At 42.5% G+C, this 22,891-nt stretch carries 12 protein-coding genes; all 12 read left to right on the top strand.

Annotated elements, in window-relative coordinates; genetic code table 11:
• The first annotated feature begins 39 nt into the window (after nucleotides 1–39).
• Nucleotides 40–2,076 carry a DUF5693 family protein gene (locus MKZ09_RS31995; RefSeq protein WP_076201906.1) on the top strand — a complete coding sequence of 679 codons (2,037 nt, stop codon included), beginning with the start codon at nucleotides 40–42 and terminating at the stop codon, nucleotides 2,074–2,076.
• Entirely contained in the window at nucleotides 2,052–3,194 is a 1,143-nt protein-coding gene (gene csaB / locus MKZ09_RS31990; RefSeq protein ID WP_076201904.1) for a polysaccharide pyruvyl transferase CsaB, read from the top strand. The genes MKZ09_RS31995 and csaB overlap by 25 nt, the downstream gene beginning before the upstream one ends.
• 6 nt (nucleotides 3,195–3,200) lie before the next feature.
• The gene (locus MKZ09_RS31985; protein ID WP_076137869.1) at nucleotides 3,201–3,956 is read left to right on the top strand and encodes a WecB/TagA/CpsF family glycosyltransferase; all 756 of its coding nucleotides are present in this window, start codon (nucleotides 3,201–3,203) and stop codon (nucleotides 3,954–3,956) included.
• Nucleotides 3,957–4,072: 116 nt separating this feature from the next.
• Nucleotides 4,073–5,200 carry a glycosyltransferase family 4 protein gene (locus MKZ09_RS31980; protein ID WP_036681523.1) on the top strand — a complete coding sequence of 376 codons (1,128 nt, stop codon included), beginning with the start codon at nucleotides 4,073–4,075 and terminating at the stop codon, nucleotides 5,198–5,200.
• A 160-nt stretch (nucleotides 5,201–5,360) separates the two neighbouring features.
• Entirely contained in the window at nucleotides 5,361–9,287 is a 3,927-nt protein-coding gene (locus MKZ09_RS31975; RefSeq protein WP_076201902.1) for an S-layer homology domain-containing protein, read from the top strand.
• 156 nt (nucleotides 9,288–9,443) lie between these two features.
• Nucleotides 9,444–9,785 carry a hypothetical protein gene (locus MKZ09_RS31970; protein ID WP_076201899.1) on the top strand — a complete coding sequence of 114 codons (342 nt, stop codon included), beginning with the start codon at nucleotides 9,444–9,446 and terminating at the stop codon, nucleotides 9,783–9,785.
• A 500-nt stretch (nucleotides 9,786–10,285) separates the two neighbouring features.
• Nucleotides 10,286–13,084, top strand: coding sequence for an Ig-like domain-containing protein (locus MKZ09_RS31965; protein WP_076201897.1), 2,799 nt, complete (start codon nucleotides 10,286–10,288; stop codon nucleotides 13,082–13,084).
• A gap of 95 nt (nucleotides 13,085–13,179) precedes the next feature.
• Nucleotides 13,180–13,719 carry a hypothetical protein gene (locus MKZ09_RS31960; RefSeq protein WP_076201894.1) on the top strand — a complete coding sequence of 180 codons (540 nt, stop codon included), beginning with the start codon at nucleotides 13,180–13,182 and terminating at the stop codon, nucleotides 13,717–13,719.
• Between the two features lie 153 nt (nucleotides 13,720–13,872).
• Nucleotides 13,873–14,142, top strand: coding sequence for an alpha/beta-type small acid-soluble spore protein (locus MKZ09_RS31955; protein WP_036681516.1), 270 nt, complete (start codon nucleotides 13,873–13,875; stop codon nucleotides 14,140–14,142).
• Nucleotides 14,143–14,481: 339 nt separating this feature from the next.
• Entirely contained in the window at nucleotides 14,482–15,684 is a 1,203-nt protein-coding gene (metK, locus tag MKZ09_RS31950) for a methionine adenosyltransferase (RefSeq protein WP_076201892.1), read from the top strand.
• 201 nt (nucleotides 15,685–15,885) lie between these two features.
• Nucleotides 15,886–19,920 (top strand): Ig-like domain-containing protein, encoded by a 4,035-nt coding sequence (locus MKZ09_RS31945; RefSeq protein WP_076201890.1) that lies wholly within the window; start codon nucleotides 15,886–15,888, stop codon nucleotides 19,918–19,920.
• 214 nt (nucleotides 19,921–20,134) lie between these two features.
• Nucleotides 20,135–22,867 carry a stalk domain-containing protein gene (locus MKZ09_RS31940; protein WP_081389129.1) on the top strand — a complete coding sequence of 911 codons (2,733 nt, stop codon included), beginning with the start codon at nucleotides 20,135–20,137 and terminating at the stop codon, nucleotides 22,865–22,867.
• Nucleotides 22,868–22,891 lie beyond the last annotated feature (24 nt).

Raw genomic sequence — 22,891 nt, 5'->3', positions numbered from 1 at the left:
GTTAAAAGAGTTTTTAAAGCGAAAGAGGAGGTACTTTTGGTGCGGCAAAAATGGCAACGTTGGAATATTACTTCCCGAAAGTGGCTGTGGATCATAGTTGTGGTTGGCGTTATAGCAGCCTTGCCTGTGGTCTATGATCGACTGCAGACGGAGAAGTCTTCCAAGACAGTAGAATTTGTATTTGATTATCGTGATCTGGTTGATGTAGCCAGCTATCGTGCAAATCCACAAGATTATATTTCCGAGCAGTTAGATCGCCTTAAAGACGCTGGTGTTCAGAGTATGGCGATTTACGAAAGCACATTGGAAGATTATCGTAAGGCGCGTCGTCTGATGATATGGGGTGCGGCTGATATAGCTAATCTTACGGACACGATCATTCCTGAAAATGAAAACTATACCTATATTCTTTTTACCAGTGCTGATTACAGCGATACTTTAGCGCCTGTAATTAAAGAAGCATTTAGTAATCTTGGGATTAATTCAAGAGAATGGAGTTTCCGCGGACAGCAGGGTCTTATCATTGAGACTCCGCTAGAAGACGCTACATTGAAGCCGCTACAGCCCGATCCATTTACACTGGAGATGCTGCACAGCAAGGGATTCAGTATTGTACCTCGTCTTGTGGATTCACTGACTTATAATGAAGCCACGGTAAAGAAGCTGTTGGATCGTTATGAGGAATTGGGTGTTAAACGGATTCTATTTGAAGGTGAGTCTGTTAAAGGGTTTAATGATGATGCCGATACTGGCAGTATCACTGACTTTGCTAATCTCCTTAAGGAACGTGGAATGGGGATTGCAGCAATTGAGAATATTAAGAAACAGCAAAAGGGCTTCAACAGGCTCGCTTATTTGCTGGATTATAATGTGACACGTCTATATTCCCTTAGTGAGGGAGATTCTGCCCTAGATCCAAAAGTAATTTCGGACCGTTTCGCTCTGGCAACAAAGGATCGGAATATCCGCATGATCTACTTAAACACGATTCCTGCAAGAAATACTGCTAAGGCACAGGTTACAGATACATTAGATAACCTTATTACCAGCCTAAGCGAACCAGGCGGAGCTGTTGAACAGATTAAAGACAATGGATTTAAACTGGGACAAGCTACGGCATTTGAGGTTGTAGATTCCTCTTATCAACGTTACTTTAAGCTAGTTGCGGTGGTTGGAGCAGTGTCTTTAGTGGCTCTGCTGGTCTCTTACTTCATTCCACAGCTCACGCTTGCTGCTTGGGTGTTAGGTCTGATTGGAAGTGCAGGCCTAATGCTAGTGAAGCCTGAAATGTTTGAACAAGCGCTCGCGCTTGCCGCTGCGATAAGTGCACCAACGCTTGCCGTTGTGCTTGCCATTCGTAAGGTTAATGAAATGGGGCCACCTCTACGGAGTAATCCCCTTACCTATAAGGCTATGAGCCCGCAACGCCGGTTTACACATAGCTTAGTGCTTTATTTTAAGACTTCACTGATCTCTTTGAGTGCTGTGCCGTTTATGATAGCACTGCTTAATAATGTTACTTATAGCCTGGTTCTCAACCAGTTCCGTGGTGTCAGTCTTCTTCATATGGCGCCTATCGGTCTTGTGGCACTTTACGTGCTTTTGTATCGTGGGGACTTTGTCTTTAACAAGACAGGCAAGCTACTGCGGACACCAATCACATTTGCGATGATTATCATTGCTTTTGTTTTGGCAGTTGTTGGTTATTATTACATGACCCGTACAGGTAACGGTGGCAGTGTGAGTCCGCTGGAAATGGTTTTACGTACCTTCTTGGAAAATACGGTTGGCGTTCGGCCGCGTAATAAAGAGTTTTTGCTAGCGCATCCGTTATTAATTCTTGGGGCATTCTTGGCCTTTAGATATCGGAATGCAGCGTTTATCATGATTATTGCTGTAATCGGTCAGCTATCCATGGTGGATACCTTTGCACATATTCACTCGCCAGTTCTGATCTCGCTCATTCGTGGCTTGCTCGGTCTTGGATTAGGACTGATCATTGGTGTAATTGCCGTAATCGTATGGCAAATTGCAGAAGGGTGTTGGAAACGATGGTCACCACTCCTAAAAAGATAGTTATTTCCGGTTATTATGGTTTCCATAACAGCGGGGATGAGGCGGTACTGCAATCTATATTGATTGCACTGCAACAACATTCTCAAGCTGCAGGTATAGAGATCGAACCCATTGTCTTGTCCATCGATCCTGAGTGGACTAGCGCCACATATGGAGTGAAATCTGTGCACCGGATGAAGCTGGTTGAAGTCCGTCAAGCTATTTATGAGAGTTCTGGCCTGATCAGCGGTGGAGGTAGCTTGCTGCAAGATGTAACAGGAAGCAAGAGTATTCCTTACTATTTAGGTATTATCAAGCTTGCGCAGTGGATGGGTAAACCGACCTTTATATATGCTCAAGGAATCGGACCTGTGAATCGTAAGCTTTTCCACCCATTAATCAAATCAGTGTTTCGCAAATGTACCTATATCTCTGTGCGGGATGAACAATCCCGCGAGCTTTTACTTTCTATGGGATTAGAACAGAAGAACATAGAGGTTGTTCCTGACCCAGTGATGGGCTTATCTTTACCTGAAGATACTGAAGATACTGATGATGCTGAATTGCCAGAGTCTTCAGATTCACTTCCGGTAGTAGGTATTTCGGTACGTTATTGGGAACAAGATCGCAAGGAGCTGGACGCTCTTGCTCAAGGCTTGATTAAGGCGAATCTTGAAAAACCATTGCATTTAAGATTCCTTCCGTTTCATCTTCCATCTGATATTGAAGCCTCACGTTATGTGATGGAGAAGCTGGAAGAAAATATAAGCCAGCATGGGGGGCAGGTCAGTATTTGTGAAGATGCCAGTCATCCGCAACACATGCTGCGGGAAGTAGGGCAATGTGAAGTGCTGATCGGAATGCGTCTTCATAGCCTGATTTATGCCGCAGGGCGGCGAGTTCCGCTGATTGGGATCTCTTATGATCCGAAAATTGATCATTTTCTAGACAGAGTTCGGTGTCAGCCTGTGGGCACGACCCAATCATTAGATGCTGGACAAGTTGCTGCTGAGATAGGCCATCTTTTGGAAACAGCAGAGGGATGGAGAAATGAGCGGGAGACGATCCTCTCCTCGTTGATTCAAGAAGCAGGGGCTCCAGCACGGCAAATCGTAGAATATTTTCACCATAAAGGATGATCTAAAGTGAAAGCAGAAAGCGCGGTACCTACAGTTCCTATTTTTGGGATTAGAGTCTCCAAGGTGGATATGGCAGCAACTGTTGCTTATTTGACAGAGGCGGTTCATACCCGTATCCCGCATCAAGTGATTACAGCTAATCCGATTATGGTGATGGCTGCTTTGGAAGATCCAGCTTATATGGAGATAATGAAGTCAGCTGAATTGGTTGTCCCAGATGGAACCGGTGTGGTATGGGCTGCTAATTATTGTAAGGAGCCTGTAACCGAACGGGTAGCTGGTTTTGACCTGTTACATGAATTGATGCAACAGGGTGAAAGATATGGATGGAAGGTATATCTCCTTGGTTCTACACCTGAGGTGATTCAGGAAACCGCTGAAAGGTTACAATTGCAATATCCGCGTGTTATTATTGCAGGATATCATGACGGTTATTTTGGTCCGGAATCGGACGATGAAATTATTGCTGGAATTGTTAAAACCAATCCTGACTTATTATTTGTAGCCAGAGGCGCGGATAGTCAGGAACCATGGATTGCAAAATACAAATCCAAGTTAGGTGTTCCGATCATGATGGGGGTCGGCGGCAGTTTTGATGTAATTTCTGGCAAGAGCAAGAGAGCGCCAAAAGTTTTCCAAAAAATGAGAGTTGAATGGTTGTACCGTTTATTAAAAGAGCCTACGCGGTACAAAAGAATGCTTGCGTTGCCGAAATTCGCATTAAAAGTGGTGCGTGAGAAAGATAAAGTAACAAAAGTCTAGTCAAATGCCGATATTCACCTGGAAAATCAGATGAATAGCCTAAAAAAGGGATTGGAATTTGTTTTTGTAACAGCGTATAATTCAATGCGGTAGAGAAATGGGGGTCGACTGATCAAATGTTAATCATATACATCGCTGGATTTATCGTATGCATGGGACTCGCACTTGGCCTCACACCTTTGGTGAAGAAATTCGCCATTAAGATTGGTGCGACAGATGTGCCGAATGCTCGTAAAGTGCACACGAAAATTATGCCCCGCCTCGGCGGATTAGCTATTTTTCTGGCGTTTGTGTTAGGCCTGCTTGCCGTATTGCCGATTATTCCATATGAGTTCACTCCGCGGGAGGCCAACTTCATCAAGGCGCTGCTGTGTGGCGGCGGACTGATTGTACTTATCGGAGGTTTGGATGACCGATTTGAATTATCAGCAAAGTTGAAGCTGCTGGGCCAAATTGTCGCAGCATGTATTGTAGTTTTCGGTTTTGGTATTACTGTAGATTTTGTGAATATTCCATTTAACAATACGTATTCTTCATTGGAAAGCTGGATTGCTATCCCGCTTACGATTTTCTGGATTGTTGGTGTCACCAATGCTGTTAACCTGATTGACGGGTTGGACGGGCTTGCTGCTGGTGTATCAGGGATTGCGATTGCTACGATTGCGGTAATGGCTTTCTTGATGGGTAACACGATGGTTGCCATGTTATGCCTGTTGCTTCTGGGTAGCATAATCGGATTCTTGTTCTTCAACTTCCATCCCGCCAAGATTTTTATGGGGGATACGGGATCGCTGTTCTTAGGCTTCTGCTTAGCTTTACTTGCTTTGCTAGGGTTTAAACAGATTGCCGTGGTTTCGTTTATTACACCTTTGCTTATTATTGGTGTACCGTTGTCGGACACGTTCTTTGCGATCGTGCGCCGTAAGCTGCAGAAGAAACCAATCTTTGCACCAGACAAAGGTCACTTGCATCATTGCCTTCGCGAGCTAGGCTTTAGTCATCGTCAGACTGTGCTCATTATTTATGGCATTGCTGCATTTTTCGGAGTTTTAGCTGTAATTCAATCCTCTGCCGCTCTTTACGAGGCGAACTGGGTTACCTTTGTAGTCATCTGCATCATGCTCTTCTTCTTGCAGATCGGTGCGGAAGTTACAGGTTTGATCGGTAAGACTAAACGTCCGTTGATTGATTTCTTTCTAAGAATTCGTATGAAGGCTAATCCGGAAAGAGGTTCCAAATCTTAATTTATTAATGGTATTATTCTAATATTTTCTATAACTAACAAAACTCATCCCTTTTCGGATGAGTTTTTTGTTGTTTTCCCTAAAAATATCGCTTCTTATGACCGATAAAGAACAAAGTGAAGGTTTACGAGAATTTATACTCAAAGGAGAGATATAACACATGCAACGCTTTAAGAGACCGTTCGTTTGGCTGATGCTGGCGGCTTTGATCGTTTCTATGTTCCCAGGTAAATACACGCCCATAGCGGCAGCGGCTACCACGAGCTCCACGACTTTCTTCAGTCCGGATGATCTCACATTACGTAATACTGTTCTGTTGAAACAGGATGTTGTAGCAACAACAGCTAATCCTAATCCTGAGGGACTTATTGACCGCTCTAGTGTTTACAAAGTAAGTAGCCCTACCTTTTCAATTACAGGAACCTACTCTCAGGTAACATCTTCCACGATGAAGGTTACTGTAGAGCAGCTTACAAAAGATAGTCAGTCTAATAAATGGGTAACAGATGCTACTCACCTGACGACAGGAGCGGTAACAACAGATACCAATAGCCCGGATAACCGTTTTGTAGCATCTGGACTTGTTTTGTATACAGGTTTTAATAAGGTGACCTTTTCTGGTATGCAAGGGAATCTCCAACGTTCAGAATCATTTTATGTTCTTTACGATAAAGTTCCCTATGTAACAGAATTAAAAGTTTTGGGTGGTCCTTCTGCGCTTAATTTAAATGAAGGAACACAAGTTGTCGTACCAGTATCTACAGTTACTCTTCAAGGTAAAGTAACGAATGCCACTAAAGTCAGTGTCTCCGTGAATGGAGGAACTGCATTACAAACTTCCCTATTGGAAGACGGAACATTTTTCACCCCCGCGCTGAACTTGAGTCCGGGATTAAGTACGCTTAAGATTGTTATTCAAAATGCTTCGGATTCAATAACAATAGACAGATCCGTATATTTCTTTGATAAGGATCAACCGTACGCTTCTCTGAACATCAACCACGACAATGCGGACTATAATATCTTAAATGATAATGTGCCTACGTTGACTGCTGATTTGACTCCAAGTGTTGCAGGTTTTACTGGACAGATCTTAGTTCCATATAACGTGGCTCCGTTTGCAACAAATGCTGTGCTAACTCTTAATAAAGGTAATAGTTCCGAAAAAGTTGTAACGATTAGTGCTGTGACAGAAGAATTAACAATTCCTGGTCCTGATGGCGTTACGCCAACGTATAAATTGGTTAAATTTAAGACTGCAGCTGATTTAGAAATCTTGGCGGGTGTAAATGACTTTAAATTGTCTGTCGATTATGGCAGCCACAGCAGTTCTCATCTTTATTCATATAAATTTTTAAAAAATGAGACTGTTATAACAGAAATGTACTACCTTCCTGGATATACAGGCTCAGGTGATCTTACCAAAATCTCTAAATTGCCTTTGAATGGCCAACAGTTAGAGACGGATAGTTTCTATATAATGGCGAAGACAAATAGATCAACAACCCCAGAAGATATAACTGCAAACTATTTGCCTTTGAGTAATAAACCACTATCTATAGTTTATGTAACTGCAGGCACAGGAACAAATGAATATATTTATAAAATATCAGGGTTCTCTAATGGTCAACAAAAGGTACAATTCCGTTATAAAGGATCAGAATCCTTCTATAATGCTGATATTTCATATGTATCGAAAAACTATATATATGTAAGTAATCTGCAAGATGGTCAGACCTACGAATTCGATTCCAGTGTAGAAAGAAAACTTAATGTTTCTGGGGAATATATCGGGTTCGAAAATATAGAAAATGCACAAGTGCAAATTAACGGCACAGACAGTAACTCATTAACTAGCAACCCTTTTAAGCTTGAAGTAGAAAAAAACTCAACAGTAAATAAAACAACTTTTAATTTCACTGTGACAATCAGTCAGACGGGACCACTGGTATACGGTGAGAATAAAATCGTATTTACTGGAGTCTCAAGAGATAATGCTGGTAACCAACGTATTATCAAAAAAGAACTTAAAATCTACATCATTGATACCAATATTTCTGGGGTAAAACAATTCCATCCTACTTTAGGGGATAATCGTTTACCATTTACAACTACAACCCTTTCTAATGAAGTCGAACGTAATGCCATGCTGGCATTGCCAGCTGAGATTGTATATAAGGATGAAAAATATACAACAAGCAAAGATAAATTCGACTTGGTACTCCAAGGTAGTGGTGCTACAACGCTGAATCTTTATCAGGGCTCTACTCTGGTGTTTACTTCGACGGGGCAGGATAAGCTGCTAATTGACGGTACGGAAACCGCTGGACCTATTGGTCCTAAACGTTATCCTGATGAAGTGGCTGCAAATGGTTTGTATTATGACTACATTGGCAGTGCTAAAAACTTTATTTTAAGATTACGTGACATTAAGTTTGATGCCCCAGGAAGTCAAGTTTATACCCTAGAGCTTATTAACAAAACAGGGGCAAGAACTACACAACGTCTTGAAGTAGTGCGGGAAGTTGCTCCATATCGTCTTTTGTCACCTGTAGCTACAGTAGGTGAGCAAATTGTTGTTAACAAAAACTTTGTTCGTTTTGATATTGAGGCTGAAGGTGCCACTAAAGTAATAATTGGCAAAGAAGAAGCAATAAAACGTACGGATTTGCCAAATCAAGATCGCTTCACCTATGATTATGTGGGTTTAAAAGCAGACAAATCGAATCCTATTAAGATACAAGTGGTTCGTGCTAACTCCACAATAAGCGATACCATAAATGTGTATTATGCCAGTGCTGTGCAGATTGATACACAATATATGGCGGAGAAGGTAGCTACGAAGTATAGTGTCTTTAATAAAACCTTGGAATTGAACTTCCCTAAAGGTACGATTATGAAGGGATATACTAGCTCTGGTGCTGCAAAATATTATCCTAATACAAAACTGTTGTTTGGTATCGCGGATCCCGCTGATGGCGTTGTTGAACGTAAGAATGATTACGGGAACATTATCAACGTAACGGGTAGTGACGACAGAACCGAAGGCGGGGGCGGGCAGCTTGTGATTCCACAGGATCTTGCTCTACGCTTTACATCAACCGTTTCTACTAATAACTTTTCGAGAGTATCGGATATCTACTGGCTTAGTGGGGGTCTAGGAAATGATGGCGTTAATCTTGAGACCAACGGGGTTACCCCACATTTCGTGGATGCCAGTGGAAAGACTGGATACTTTACGCAGTATAGTCAAACAAGAAAAATCGTACCTTCCCAACGTGGTGAATTGACGCTTACTTTCAACTCCAGCATTGTGGATGAAGTGGGATCGACTATTACAGTATTCCGATATACAGATTCAGGTAAGTGGGAGAATTTGGGCGGGGTCGTAGATACGAAAAAACATACCATCACCGTTCCATTCGATGAATTTGGTTATTACACTGTTATGAAGCTGCGCCGTGGTTTTGTTGATATTACGAATCATCCATGGGGCAGAAATATAATGAATGGATTGTATTCCAAAGGATTTATGACTAACCTTCGAGCAGATGCATTCGGGGCGGATGATTTGACCACTCGTGGTGAATTCGCTACATTGTTGGTGAAATCATTAAGTATTCCTTTGAACTATGATGCTAATAAACAAACCTTCTTTGATATTGTGCCAGAAGCCGTCGCGGCCACATGGGATTTCAAACACATTGAGACAGCTGCTAGGGCAGGTATTGTTACAGGCCTCAGTGATGGCTTCTTTGGGCCTGATCAAGCCTTAACACGTGAACAAGCCGCTGTAATGATAGCTAGGGCGTTGAAACTCAAGATGTCTTTGAATGACAGTAAACTGCTGGCAAGCTTAAGCAAATCATTTGTTGATACAAGCAATATGGATTTCTACTCACGTCCTGCAATTGAAGCTATATCTAAAGCTAAGATTATGGAAGGAAGCGCTGTGACCGTTACAGGCCAAAAGAAGCCCGTCTATAACTTTAACCCGAAGGGTAAGTTGACTAGAGCAGAGGCCGGTAAGATTACTGTGGCACTCTTACAGAAGAGTACAAGCATCTTCCCTAAGAACTTTAACTAAAGAATAAAAAAAAGTGCTCCGGCCTGCGAAAAGTATTCGTAGGTCGGAGTTTTGATGTAAAGATAACAATTACCAGCGACATAAATTTTGTAATCTGCACCGATTTACGATACAATAATGTAGAAAATATTATTTTCTGAAAGGTGAAAGCCATCGATGAAACCGATTTTATCAAAAGCACAGTTGGATTACATGAAAGCCAAGAATATGTTTGAGAATAGAGCAAAAGTGTTGGAAAAGGAAATTGCAGCTAAACGCGCATTACAGGAGATTACTCAGGAGGTCATGGAAGAGCTTGTACAAGCAACAGGATTCCACGATTCATACAATGAGCTTGTTGTTGCTGAGAACGCTCTGATCGAATGGTCTCATACTACAATCAAGCATGAGAAGAGCTACCGCGAGAACCGCGCAGCTATTGATGCAATGTATGACAATGTGAACTCAAGTCCTGAGAAACGTCAGGAATTGATCCAATTATCTATGAAGATTCGTTAGAAACAATGTAATAGAAGCAAGCGTCGGCGACGGCGCTTTTTTTGTTTTTTGTAGGAATGTTTAAATTAATAGTACAAGTGTTAATGATTCTTAGTAAATATTGCATAATGACGTTTAGAAAGCGACTATGATATACTATTTTCCGTAGGCACCCATGATTAACAATAGTTAGTAGATCATACATATGTATCTTCTAATGGGATCACACCGGAAAATATAAAAAAGAAGATTTTTTTTGAGAAACCGCAACTTTTTCAAATCTTCTGCGTTTAAGGTGTAGAGTCATTTACACAGGGGCTGAAATTAACCGCTGGTAAAGCCAATTTCAACAAATGGAAAAATTAGCTTTACGTGACTTGAGGCACATTGTATAATACTTAGGTATAATTAGGAATCTAGTATTGTCATGTCCTAAAATCGTTTACCAGTTTCTGTGATACCCGTCACAGACATTATTTATACTTAATTTGCTCAACTCTGGAAAGGGGGTGCATCGGCTAATGAGTGATATGAGCTACTCAACTAAAGAAAAATCCCAGTTTATGAACGTCCAAGGAGGAGAAAAAAAGGTTATGAAGAAAATTTTATCCGTAGCATTATCTACAGCAATGGCATTCTCGATGTTTGCCTCTGTAGCGTTTGGTGACGCAGCAACAACTCCGCAACAAAAATTTGATGCTTTGGCAGCGAAAGGTATTCTCAATGGATACCCAGATGGTCAAGCTCACCTTGAAAAAGATCTTACTCGCGCTGAATTCGCGAAGATCGTTACTAAATTGTTTGATCTTTCAGAAGTGACTAACAAATTGTCTTACAAAGACAAAGGTTACAATGCTTCTAACTGGGCAGTTCCTTACATCGAAGCTGTTACTGCAGCTAACTTGATGCAAGGTAAAGATACTGTTAAAGGTATCTTTGACTACAACGGTAAAGTGACTGTTGAAGAAGTATCGGCTGTATTGTTCCGTGCTTTGAAACTGGAACAACCAACTACAACTGATAACTCTGCATCCGCATGGGCTAAAGGTTACGCTCAAGCAGTAATCGACGCAGGCTTGGTTGCTAAAGACACTAACTTCAAAGCTAACGCTAGCCGTTCTTTGGTAGTTGAAACAGCTTATGCTGTTGATCAAAAGCTTACAGTTCCACAATTGACTGTAGCTTCTGCTGAAGCAGTAAGCCCAACTAAAGTAGTTGTTACTTTCTCTGATAAAACTACTACAACTGTAGAATTGACTACTGCTCTTGTAGCAGGTGTTGAAACTACAATCAACTTTAAACACCAAGAAAAAGATTTCACTGCAAAAGTAACTTTACAAGCTCCTAAAGTTGTTTCTGTAACTGCTCCAAACTCTAAACAATTGGTTGTTAAATTCAACCGTGCTGTTGATGGAGATACAGTTGCTGAAGATGGAAAATTGATCAAAGATGTAGTTCAAGTAACTGCACTTAGTGGTGCTCCAGTTGTAACTGCAGCGGGCGCAGAAGTATCTTTCAGCACTGATAACACTGAAGCTACTATCACTTTCCCAGGACTTGAGTATTTGAAAGGTCAATACACTGTTGTTGTTAACGATAAAATCAAAACAACAAGTGGTGAAGTAGTTCCAGCTTTCACTAACATTGTACCTGTTGCTGATACTGTGGCTCCTACAGTAGCTACTGTAAATGCTGTTGCTAAAGCAACTACTAACAAAGTATATGTTAAATTTAGCGAACCAGTTAAACCAGCGGGTATTATCGCTTATGTTAACGGTGCGGCTGCAACTGTTCAAAGAGATACTTATGACACATTTGTTTTGACTACTGGAAACTTGAATAGCGGTACTACTTATGATGTATCTCTGACTAACGTTTCTGACTTCGCAGGTAATGTTGCGAACCCTAACCCAATCAAAACTAGTGTTACTGTAGTATCCGATGTAGCAGCTCCTGTAATTAAGAGCGTGACTCCAGTCGGCGATCGTTATGTTGAAGTTAAATTCGACAAAAAGGTAAACAGAGATTCCCTAGTAGGTAATGTTCGTTTACTTGATGCTAACGGAGAAAGCAAAGGTGTGTTCTATGTGAGCACTTCTTCCGATAGCGACACAATCAAATTGAGATCCCCATTGAGTGCATTGCCTACATCTGGCACATTCACAGGATCCATCGTATTTGGTCAATCCGTACGTGACACTCTTGGTAACACTTTGAGTGCAGCTGCGACTCAAGCAATTACATTCACTAAGGATACTAGTGCTCCTGGTGTAACTTCTGCAACTTATTCCAACAAAGGTTTGGTAATTAAGTTCAATGAAGAAGTAATTCTTGATACTGCTGGAACTAACAACAGACAAATTCTTGTTATCAACAACAAGACTGGTCAACAAGCTGCAACACTGAATGTTAGAGCTGGTTCCTTGTCTGCTGATAAGAAAACATTGACTTACGCTGTTTCCTTGTCTGGTGCAGACTACACTGTACGCCTACCACAAGGTTTGGTTACAGATGATTCATTCTCAACTAATCCGTTTGCATCAACAACAGTTGCTCTAGCTATTGAAGCTGCAAATACTAGTGATGTAACAAGACCAGAAGTAGTTAGCATTACTCCGCATGACAAAGATGCGGCTGGTACTGTAATTGCTGATGTATACTACGATGTAGTTGTTAAAGATTCTGGTTCCGATGCAAGTGGTTTGAATGTAGCTACTTTAACTGATGTTAACAGCTATACTTTGAACAGCAAAGCATTGCCACTTGGTGCTTACCCAGTAATCACTTCAATTGGTACAGGTGATGATGCAGCTGCTCCTAAAACAGCAACTGTAAGAGTCTACATCCCTGGTAACACAATCACCAAAACAGAAGACTATACATTCCAAGTCTTCGGTATCGCGGATAAGGCTGGAAACGGAATTATTGCTGTTGAGAAGAAATCCGAACTTACAGACCGCGTTAAACCTACATTGACAACTGCTGCTGTTTCTAGTGGTGACAACACTGTATTGGTTATCGGATTCAGCGAAGATGTTAAGGCTTCTACAGTTCAACTTGCTGATTTCGAATTCTCGATTAACGGTGTTAGCCAAAACGCAGACAAATCCAACGTTAAACCTGCAAGCATCGCTCCTGGTGCTGGATCTGACGCTGGTAAGTTCTATGTAACATTCGACAAATTGGATGGAACTACTGGTAAACAAAACCTCAACGCTAACGATGTTAACTCCATCGAAGTTAAGGTTAATGCTAGTGCGAACATCACTGATGATGCTGGTAACAAGATCACAACTGGTACTGTAGTTACTGGTAAATAATCATTGCTTTAGGATTACCGAAGCACAGAATAGCCTCTTCGGAGGCTATTCTTTTTTTATAGGTTTTTATCCCCAAATAATGAGGAGGAACTTCTTTGAAATCGGTATGGAAAGTAACAATCGCCGCTGTATTGCTGGCTGGTGGTGTATGGGCTGGATCTTTGCTAAATATTACTGCTGAAGGTGCAGGTGTTGGTTCTCAGCCTGGCACAACCGATGATCCTGTAGTTACGAAAAGCTACGTAGATCAGCAAATTCAGAAAGTACTTTCGGGTGGTACAGTAACGACTCCGGTAGCAACTGCTACACCTGCGCCTAGTGCAACCACAGCGCCAGTAGCTACACCTGGTCAAAATAGTAGTAATGAATCTGTGATCGTTGATGTGAAGCCTGGCCAAACTTTAATTGCTTCTGCAGGCGCTGAGTTTATCGTTCGCGCGGGTAAAGCAGTAATCGTTTCACAAGATGCGAATGGTGTGGCCGATTTAACAGATGGTAAAGATCTTACAAATGGACTAGCTGCACCATCTAACCACTTATTGTCCTTCCCTCGTGATGGTCGTGGTATAGCTGTTCAAGAGGGTCAAACCCTTGGTCTTGTTGTGATGGTTCGTGGTGGATATACCCTGAAATAATGTGTAATGATATATATTCATAATGCCCGTAAACGGACTTAATCATACCTTCAAACTGTTTTCCAGAGTTACAAATCATTGGCGCGATTGAAGATTAAGTGATGGACGCACAATATTCCTGTAATCTTACAAATTCACAGGAGGTGCTGTAACATGGCACGTAATAATCGTACAGTCGTACCTGAAAGTCGGACAATGCTGAAACAAATGCAATATGAAATTGCAGCTGAATTTGGTTTATATGGGGCTCATTATGGAGGCGGGGCAGACACGGAGTTTGCTTCTGAGTTAGGAGCAGTCGGAGGTAGTGGTTCTGGCCGTAGTCAGTACCTTGGGCATCTGAGTTCAAGGGATAATGGGTCTGTTGGAGGAGAAATTACGAAGAGACTCATTAAGCAAGCTGAACAGTCTCTTTTTCAATAATATCAGGGGTTAGGATACCCTTATTCCTTATCTGATATTGCTTTTTTATAGCGTGAAATCAATATTCATACTCTCATGGGGGGCTCTGTGTTTAATTGACACCACCCCCTAAATAAGATAATATGACTTTTGAGGAAAGCCTTAGACCTTTTCCATATGGAAAAGGTTCATTTTTTGAAGAGTTTAGTGAATGCAGGCATCAAATTTTGCGAAAATCCTTCATAAAAAGAAATCAGGCAAACCTGAATTATTTATATTATTTAGTTTTATTATTTGGCCTGTTATCATTAAGGAATCCCTTATACAGTGTCAGACTAACCATATGGGAGGTTGTTATACTTGTCTATTAAAGGGCGTCATTTGTTTACTTCTGAGTCCGTTACGGAAGGGCATCCGGATAAAATCTGTGACCAGATTTCCGACGCAGTATTGGATGCATTTTTAGTTAATGATCCTAATGCACGTGTAGCCTGCGAAGTAGCAGTAGCAACAGGTCTTGTACTGGTGATCGGGGAAATCAGTACCAAATCAGAGTATGTTGATATTCCTGCCATCGTACGCAATACCATCAAAGAAATTGGATACACACGTGCAAAATATGGTTTCGACTATAATACATGTGCTGTGTTGAGTTCTCTTAACGAGCAGTCCGCTGATATTGCCCAAGGTGTTAACTCTGCTTTAGAACACCGGGATCCTGCTCAAGTAGCTGAAGAAACAGCTAATATTGGTGCAGGCGATCAAGGACTCATGTTTGGGTTTGCTACGAACGAGACACCTGAACTGATGCCACTGCCGATTGCTTTATCACATCGTATTGCACGTCGGTTATCTGAAGTTCGTAAGAACGGAACCTTGGACTATCTTCGTCCAGACGGCAAAACACAAGTTACGATTGAGTATCAAGATGAAAAACCTGTACGCGTAGACGCTATCGTAGTATCTACACAACATGCAGAGGAAATTTCTCTTGAACAAATTCAGGCCGATATTAAAGAACATGTTATTTTGCCTGTTGTTCCTGCGGAACTGCTTGATACAGAAACCAAATACTTTATTAACCCAACCGGACGTTTTGTTATTGGGGGTCCTCAAGGGGATGCTGGTCTAACTGGTCGTAAGATTATCGTCGATACATACGGCGGATATGCTCGTCATGGCGGCGGAGCATTCTCAGGTAAGGATCCAACTAAAGTGGACCGTTCTGCGGCTTACGCAGCTCGTTATGTAGCTAAGAATCTTGTAGCTGCTGGTTTGGCCGACAAATGTGAGATCCAACTTGCCTATGCCATCGGTGTAGCTACTCCTGTCTCGATAAATGTGGATACATACGGAACAGGTAAAATCAGTGAAGAGAAAATGGTTCAACTGATCAGCAACAACTTTGATCTTCGTCCTGCGGGAATCATTTCTATGCTTGATTTGCGTAAACCGATTTACAGACAAACCGCAGCTTACGGTCATTTCGGACGTACTGATGTTGATCTTCCATGGGAACGCGTAGATAAAGCAGAATTGCTAAGAGATCAAGCAGGGTTGTAATTCAATCATACGGTCTTTTAATATGTTAGCCCGCAAGTTGGCCATGGTGTCAGCTCTGCGGGCTATTTTGCGTGCGAAAACGAGCAGGGCTAGTGAATCTAACCATAGAGAAGTAGACTACTAAACTTTGCCAGCCTTTTAGCCGAAATATAAGAATATACATAAAGACGATAGTATGGCTTGAGAGGAGTCTATCACGGAATGAAAAGAAAAATTTCAATATGGACGGCACTTATTCTAGCGGGAGAGTTAGTACTTGGTTCGGGTTATCCTGCTATTGGAATAGGGAATTCAGCAGTGTACGCTGCATCAGAGTTTGGTATAACAGTCTCGCCAGCGCCTGGAGCAAGTTATGTAACTATCGGATCATCTCTTAGACTGGGCTTTGATCGTCAAGTAAACCCGCAGTCAGGTGAAATTACCATCACGGGTCAGGGTGATAGCTCACCTTTTTTAACGATTCCTATTGGTAGTTATGGTCTAATTGGTAGTTCAAAAGATTACGAGCTTAAGCTAAATCAACAGTTTACTTCAAACAAGACTTATACAGTGACAATCCCTAAGGGGTTGTTCAAGGATAATGATGGTAATGAGTCAGGTGTTACTTCATGGGCATTTACCACTGCGCCTGAGAGTAATACAGCGATTTCGGCAGGTAACTTTTCACCTGCTAATAATACAAGAGTGGATGCAGGAGCCCTTAAGGAGCTAAGTCTAACCTTAAATAAAAACCTGATAAAAGGTGGAGGTTCCATTCGAATTTTGTCGTCTGCAGATAATGCAACCGTACAAGAGTTCAAAATTAAGGATGATGATACTAGAGTCAACGTTCAGACTGATGCTAACTCTACTACAGTTAAACTAACATTGGATAAAACATTGGCCTCCGGAAGTAACTATTATGTTCTTATAGATTCTTATGCTTTTAAGGATGTTGATAATCGAACGTATTCCGGGATTTCAAGCGGTGATGTGTGGAGCTTCTCTACTAAAGGTGTGGCAGAGATTCCAGTGACTCCTGCACCGGCAAACGGATCAGGTGGGGTATCTACCACTGGAGCCCTACAGCTTACATTTGATCGTCCTATGATGCCTGCAGCTGGAACCATAACAGTATCTCCAGGTGCAGCTAACGATGCTAGAACGAGATGGCTTAATGTAAACTCCCCAGCCGTTACAGGAGGAAGCAGCAGAACTATAACATTGCTTCCAGCATCTGCAGCATCACCCTTGCTAAACAGTACGCAGTATACGGTGACGATACCGCAGGGAGCTTTTTACGATCAAGACGGAAATGTATTTCCAGCTTCGGGTGCGTATACCTGGACATTTACAACGGCTTCTTTGACAGGACTTAACGTAAGTGCGCTAAATCCAGCTGACCGGAGTGAATCCATAGCTAACAACAGATCATTTTCTGTCACATTCAATCGTAATGTGAATTATAACAGTGCTGTGGAAAATGGTGTAGCGCTTTATAAAAGTGGTGGAGCACAGGTTGCGGTTACTGTTAACCGGAGTACAACTGCTGCAAACGAATATGTAATTACGCCTAAAACAGCTTTAGATAGCGACTCAACCTATTATATTGATATTGCTAAAGGAGCTTTTGTAGACGCTATTGATGCTAGTGTTATCTATGATGGACTAAGCGGCAAAAATTCATGGAGCTTCCGGACCTTGTCTCAGGATAAAACAGCTCCACAGCTCACATCTGCATCACTCGAGAACAATCGGACCATTCGTTTAAAATACAATGAGAGTCTAAACTCTTCCATTGCACTGTTGATCTCCAGTTTTAGTGCTACAGTGAATGATGAGAGTCGTACAATTGAAAGTGTCTATATTCAAGGGGACAGCGCCTATGTGGTGCTAAGTACTGGGGTAGCGGTTGGACAGAACGTGAAGGTTAGCTATACAGGGGGTCTGCGGACCATTCAAGATCCAAGCGGAAATGCAGCCAGCACTTTTAGCTCAAAGCAGGTTACTAACACGATCGAGTCCTCCATGCCTACACCCAAAGATGGACGGATCACAGGTAGAACTATAGCGTTGAATTTCAATGACTCCTTAAAGGCAGTTTCCTCTTACGCACATAGTCAGTTTCTAGTGACTTCAGATGGGGGATCCCTAGGGGTCAACTCCATAAGCTCCAGCGGGAACACTGTATATTTAGGGTTAAACAGCGATGCTTCTAATGGCCAGACCGTTCGTGTCTCCTATTATGCAGGCTCTTATCCTTTGCAGAATTCTTTTGGACAAAATATTGCGGATTTCACAGATTTCTACATTCGCAACAGCAACGATACAATTCCACCCGTGTTCCAAAGTGCAACCGGAGGTGGCAATAAAATCCTTCTGAATTACAATGAAGGCTTATCAACGACAAACCTCCCGATGAACAGCCAGTTCTCTGTGCTTGTTGGCAGCACTCCTAACTATGTTACGAATGTATCCGTCAGTGGCTCACAGGTCACGCTAACGCTCCAAAGTGCTTTGACGGTGAATCAGAATGTTACTGTATCCTATGTTCCAGGGACTACCGGAATAAGCGATTTAAATGGAAACCGTGCAGCTTATATTAACCTGCAGCCTGTGTCCATCTCGGAAAATAGCGGCACTAGCATACCTGAGATTAGTTCTGCCACCATCAATGGCGATGAGCTTACGGTTACATTCAGTAAAAACATGCAGGCATCTGGTTCCCTCTATGCTAATCAGTTCGGAGTTAGAGCAGATGGAAGCAGTATGGGTGTACAAAACTACACTTTGTCAGGGGATATTTTAAAAATAACAACATCCTCAGTAGTAAAGACCGGGCAAACTATCGATTTGTCCTATATGTCAGGTTCAGGTACGATCAAGGATTTGAACGGTAATGTACTGGCCTCATTCTCTTCTCTCTCTGTTAAGAACCTAACCGGCGTGAGCACCGGAACGGGAAATCGTCCATCCTATCTAGGGACGCTTGCAACAAGTGAGTTTGGAAAAGAATACGCGCTGCTGAAGAGTGACTCTTCACAAATCGTGGATGACCGTTCGTTATACAATCAATCTGTAAAAAGATATACCTTAAACACAGATCGCCTGACGGCCAGTTATGAATATCTGTATAAGGCAAGTAGTGATATATTAGCTTTTGAGGTGCCTGCTACAGAACAATCGGCCTATGTGACTGTTCCTTTAAAGCCTTTGCTTGATGCTCTAAATCGCAGTAAAACCACAAAATTTATGATACGTTATGGCGATCACTTATATAGCGTAGGACTAGACGATATCGATATGAACGGATTAGCGACTAGCTTGATTGCAGACAGTAAAAATATCTCACTGGTGTTCCGCTTAGAAAAGGTTCCGGCAGGTACGTTCTCCCCATTTGAGCAAAAGCTAAAAACTATGGGGATGCAAAGCGTTACTAGTCTTATGGATGTCCGGGTGACTGCGATAGTAAGCAGCAATTATTCTAATGCTAAGGCATTATCTGTACCTGGAGAATACACTGTGCGTACAACTTCTTCATTGAACAATGCGCAGACATCTGCTGCTAGACTGGATCTTTCCTATTACGATGCAGCCTATCTGCCAACAAAAGTAAGTACGGTAGGTAGCTATACGATTATTCGTGCTCGTACGGAGGGTAATCAGGTGTTAGGAACCTTTATATCAACCCGGGCCTTTTCAGATATGAGTAGACATTGGAGTAATTCAATCGTAGCTGAACTTAGTGCAAAGACTATCATCGATAGCAGTTACGGGACTACATTTGGTCCAGAAAAAAAGATTACCCGTGCAGAGTTTGCAGTAATGCTTAGCCGGGGACTTGGTTTGCTAGGCGATCGCGAGACCGCACAGCGCTTCCGTGATGTGCAGCCTTCCACACAAACGGGAGACTATATTGGTGCAGCAGCTAAGGCAGGTATTATTACAGGCAACACGGATGGCTCCTTCCGGCCTAACGATAATATCACTCGTGAGCAAATGGCAATCATGATGATTCGGGCAATGGAGTACACCAAACATCCTATTACGTTAAGCGGCACTTCTGCCTCAACACTGGCTCGCTTCAAGGATAAGTCGAAAATTCAGAATCAAAGTGCAGAATTCGTAGCTAAAGCTGTACAATCGGGGATTATTCTGGGAATGACCACAAGTGAGTTCCAACCTCAGGGTAATGCCACTCGTGCACAAGCTGCTGTGATGTTGCATCGGATGCTGAAGCAAACAGATTATTTGTAGAATAAATAAATTGGTAAAGCCTGGCATTATGCTGGGCTTTTTTTTATGTTAATAGTTTGTGCTACGAGACTCTATAAAGCTTGAAATCTCTCAATTTCGCAACTTTTTCGCTTATTTTCAGTCTATTAAAAGAGTACTAGAAAAATAGGAACCAGTTTCCAGACTTTGATAACGGACTTGAAGAGTAAAAAAGAGATGGGAGAGTTACGTCGAAATGAATGAAGTTTTCATGGAGAAGAAGAGTAGAGAAGTTGTTCGGGGAATAAAATTATCATCTACTAAAAAATGGGTTGCCGCTTCATTAGCAGGTGTGTTGTGGATTATGCCGGTAATTGGCAGTGAAGGCTTAGCTATGTTTGGTCATAGTTCCACACCAATTGCTGCCGCAGCCACATCTAATTTTAAAGTAAGCAAGCTGGGAGAAGAAGTAATTACTTCGGGCGCCATTATGATGAAATACAAATATACGGCTACACGTTCAGGAGCAAGCGCTTCTGGCTTGGCGGATGTTATTCGCGTTGACCTCAACAATCCATATGTTTCTTTAGATGTTATGACTGGTAAAGGTGGAAACCTGACAACACGTCAGAGTACTGGCGGGATGGCTAAGGAAACTGGAGCCGTGGCTGCAGTAAACGGAGATTATTTTAATACAGGCGGGGAAGGCGCTCCGATTGGTGGACAAGTATCCAGTGGAGTATTGGTTTCCACCCCTTCGCAATTGGATGGAATGTATGCCTTTGCAGTGACTAAAGATCGTAAGCCTCTTATTGATGAGTTCAGCTTTGAAGGAATGATAACCGCACCTGACGGCGCACAGTTTGAGATATCCGGTATCAATAAAGGTGCTTATAGTCCTGAAGGTGGGAGCTCGACTTATAGCCATGCTAATGCAATGTATATCTATACGGATGTATGGACCGCACTCGATCGTCCCAAAAACAGCTCAACCACACCGACAGAGGTGCTCGTTGAGAACGGCGTAGTTACTCAAATATCTGAAAATGCTGCGCTTCCTACAGCGGTTCCAAAGGGAGCTTATATTTTGCGGGCCCATGGCTTAGCCGCACGGTATGTTACTGCCCATCTGACTGTTGGACAACCGGTAACAAGTGTGTACTCCCTGAAATCCAAGACTACGCAGCAATCGCTAGATCCTGCTAATCTGCAAACAATGATTGGTGGACATACGATTCTTGTAAATAACGGAAAAGCAGCAACGTTTTCTCGCTCGACTAGCAGCATTGGCGGTTATCGTGCACGTACGGCTTTAGGATACTCTCAGGATGGACGTTATGTATATATCATAGCTACTGAAAAAAATGGCAACAGCTCAGGAATGTCATTGACCGAGCTGCAATCTTTTATGACCAATATTGGAGTCTGGAAAGGGCTTAACTTAGACGGAGGCGGCTCTACAACGATGGTAGACCGGCCTCTCGGTGAAACCTCAGCCACACTAACCTTTAATACAGAGTATGGCACAGAGCAGCGCAGCATCGTTAACGCGCTTGGTGTTTATACTAACGCACCACAAGGTGAAGTGAAAGGAATTAAAATTAGCGGAAGCACTTCACTATTAGTTGGACAAAAGGCTACTTATTCGTTAAAAGGTTATGACACTTACTATAACCCTATAGATGTAGCAGCAGGCAATCCTACTTGGACATCAAGTGGAGGAAGCGCAACTGTAAGTGCAGGAGAAGTAACGGCAGTGAAGCCAGGCACCGTTACCTTAACGGCTAAAAGCGGCGTAGCAAGCGCTTCTACAACCCTTACAGTCTTGGGTGGAGATGATCTATCCAGCATGAGTGTAGGCACTGCTACAGCGCCACTGACAGCTGGGACAACAGTATCTGTCCCTGTAAAGGCCTCTACGAAGAGTGGAGCAACCATAAGCGTTCCAGATTCAGCGCTGAAGTGGGAGTTTGTAGGCTTTAAGGGAGTCGTGCAAAATGGCAAGCTTACTGTAAACTCTGTGGATGCAGGGGTTACTACAGGTTACGCTATTGCTCGTTATGATGGATTTAGCACAGCGGTTGTATTATCGACAGCAGCAGCTACAACATGGGAAGATTTCGAGAAAGTAAGTTATCCAGTCAACTTTACTACCAATGTGCCAGCGGTACAGGGGACTGCAACAATAGTAGACGGATCGGCTGAAAGAGTAGGCTCCAAGGTGCTGTCACTCAGTTATGATATGACGGCTGGCAGCGGTAAAATGTACGCTTATGCTCAACTTAACGGCACAAGTGGAAAAGCCGTTCCAGCGCTTGCAACTTCGATGTCAGTTGATGTGATGGGCGATATGAGCTTAAACTGGCTGCGTGCTGAGTTTGTCGACAATAGTGGAGCTACAGCCTATGTAGATCTTGCGAAGATTATCGATTGGAACGGTTGGAAGAACATAAACATCGACTTGTCAGGATCAGGGATTAAATTCCCGGCTACGCTGAAGAGACTTTATGTAGTCAACGTAGAGGAAGGCCAAGATGAACGGGCGAAGACAGGTACCGTTGCTTTTGATAATATCACCTTCACAATGCCTTCACTTTCCAGTGATGCAGGGTTACCAAAGGGTACAGCTTCGATGAGCATCGGCTCCAAAGCAATGACCGTAAACGGAAATAAGAAGGCTATTGATGTAGCTCCAATTGTGAAAGACGGCAGTACTTATGTGCCGATCCGTTATGTGCTGGATGCTTTTGGAGGGAATGCTACCTGGGATCAGGTGAATAAGAAGATCATGGTGTTGCGCGGAGCTAAGGCACTGGATCTGACGGTAAATAAAAAGGAATACCTGTTAAATGGTAAGCGACAAAGTGCTGAAGTAGCACCTATTATTTTACAGGGTAGGACTTTAGTACCTCTGAGACTGGTTTCTGAACAGTTAGGATTAACTGTAAAATGGGAACAGAAAACGAAGACCGTAACTATCGAATCGTGATATGTTAATATATAAGGAAAACCT

The sequence above is a fragment of the Paenibacillus sp. FSL R5-0908 genome (assembly GCF_038006245.1).
GTDB classification, from domain to species: domain Bacteria; phylum Bacillota; class Bacilli; order Paenibacillales; family Paenibacillaceae; genus Paenibacillus_AQ; species Paenibacillus_AQ odorifer.
The sequence above is the reverse complement of the archived record's forward strand: the minus strand, read 5'-3'. Positions and strand labels throughout refer to the sequence as shown.

Excerpts from the sequence above, each read along its gene's own strand:
- csaB (WP_076201904.1), top strand. The coding sequence starts at position 2,052 with ATGGTCACCACTCCTAAAAAGATAGTTATTTCCGGTTATTATGGTTTC.
- MKZ09_RS31980 (WP_036681523.1), top strand. The coding sequence starts at position 4,073 with ATGTTAATCATATACATCGCTGGATTTATCGTATGCATGGGACTCGCA.
- MKZ09_RS31975 (WP_076201902.1), top strand. The coding sequence starts at position 5,361 with ATGCAACGCTTTAAGAGACCGTTCGTTTGGCTGATGCTGGCGGCTTTG.
- MKZ09_RS31970 (WP_076201899.1), top strand. The coding sequence starts at position 9,444 with ATGAAACCGATTTTATCAAAAGCACAGTTGGATTACATGAAAGCCAAG.
- MKZ09_RS31965 (WP_076201897.1), top strand. The coding sequence starts at position 10,286 with ATGAGTGATATGAGCTACTCAACTAAAGAAAAATCCCAGTTTATGAAC.
- MKZ09_RS31955 (WP_036681516.1), top strand. The coding sequence starts at position 13,873 with ATGGCACGTAATAATCGTACAGTCGTACCTGAAAGTCGGACAATGCTG.
- MKZ09_RS31945 (WP_076201890.1), top strand. The coding sequence starts at position 15,886 with ATGAAAAGAAAAATTTCAATATGGACGGCACTTATTCTAGCGGGAGAG.
- MKZ09_RS31940 (WP_081389129.1), top strand. The coding sequence starts at position 20,135 with ATGAATGAAGTTTTCATGGAGAAGAAGAGTAGAGAAGTTGTTCGGGGA.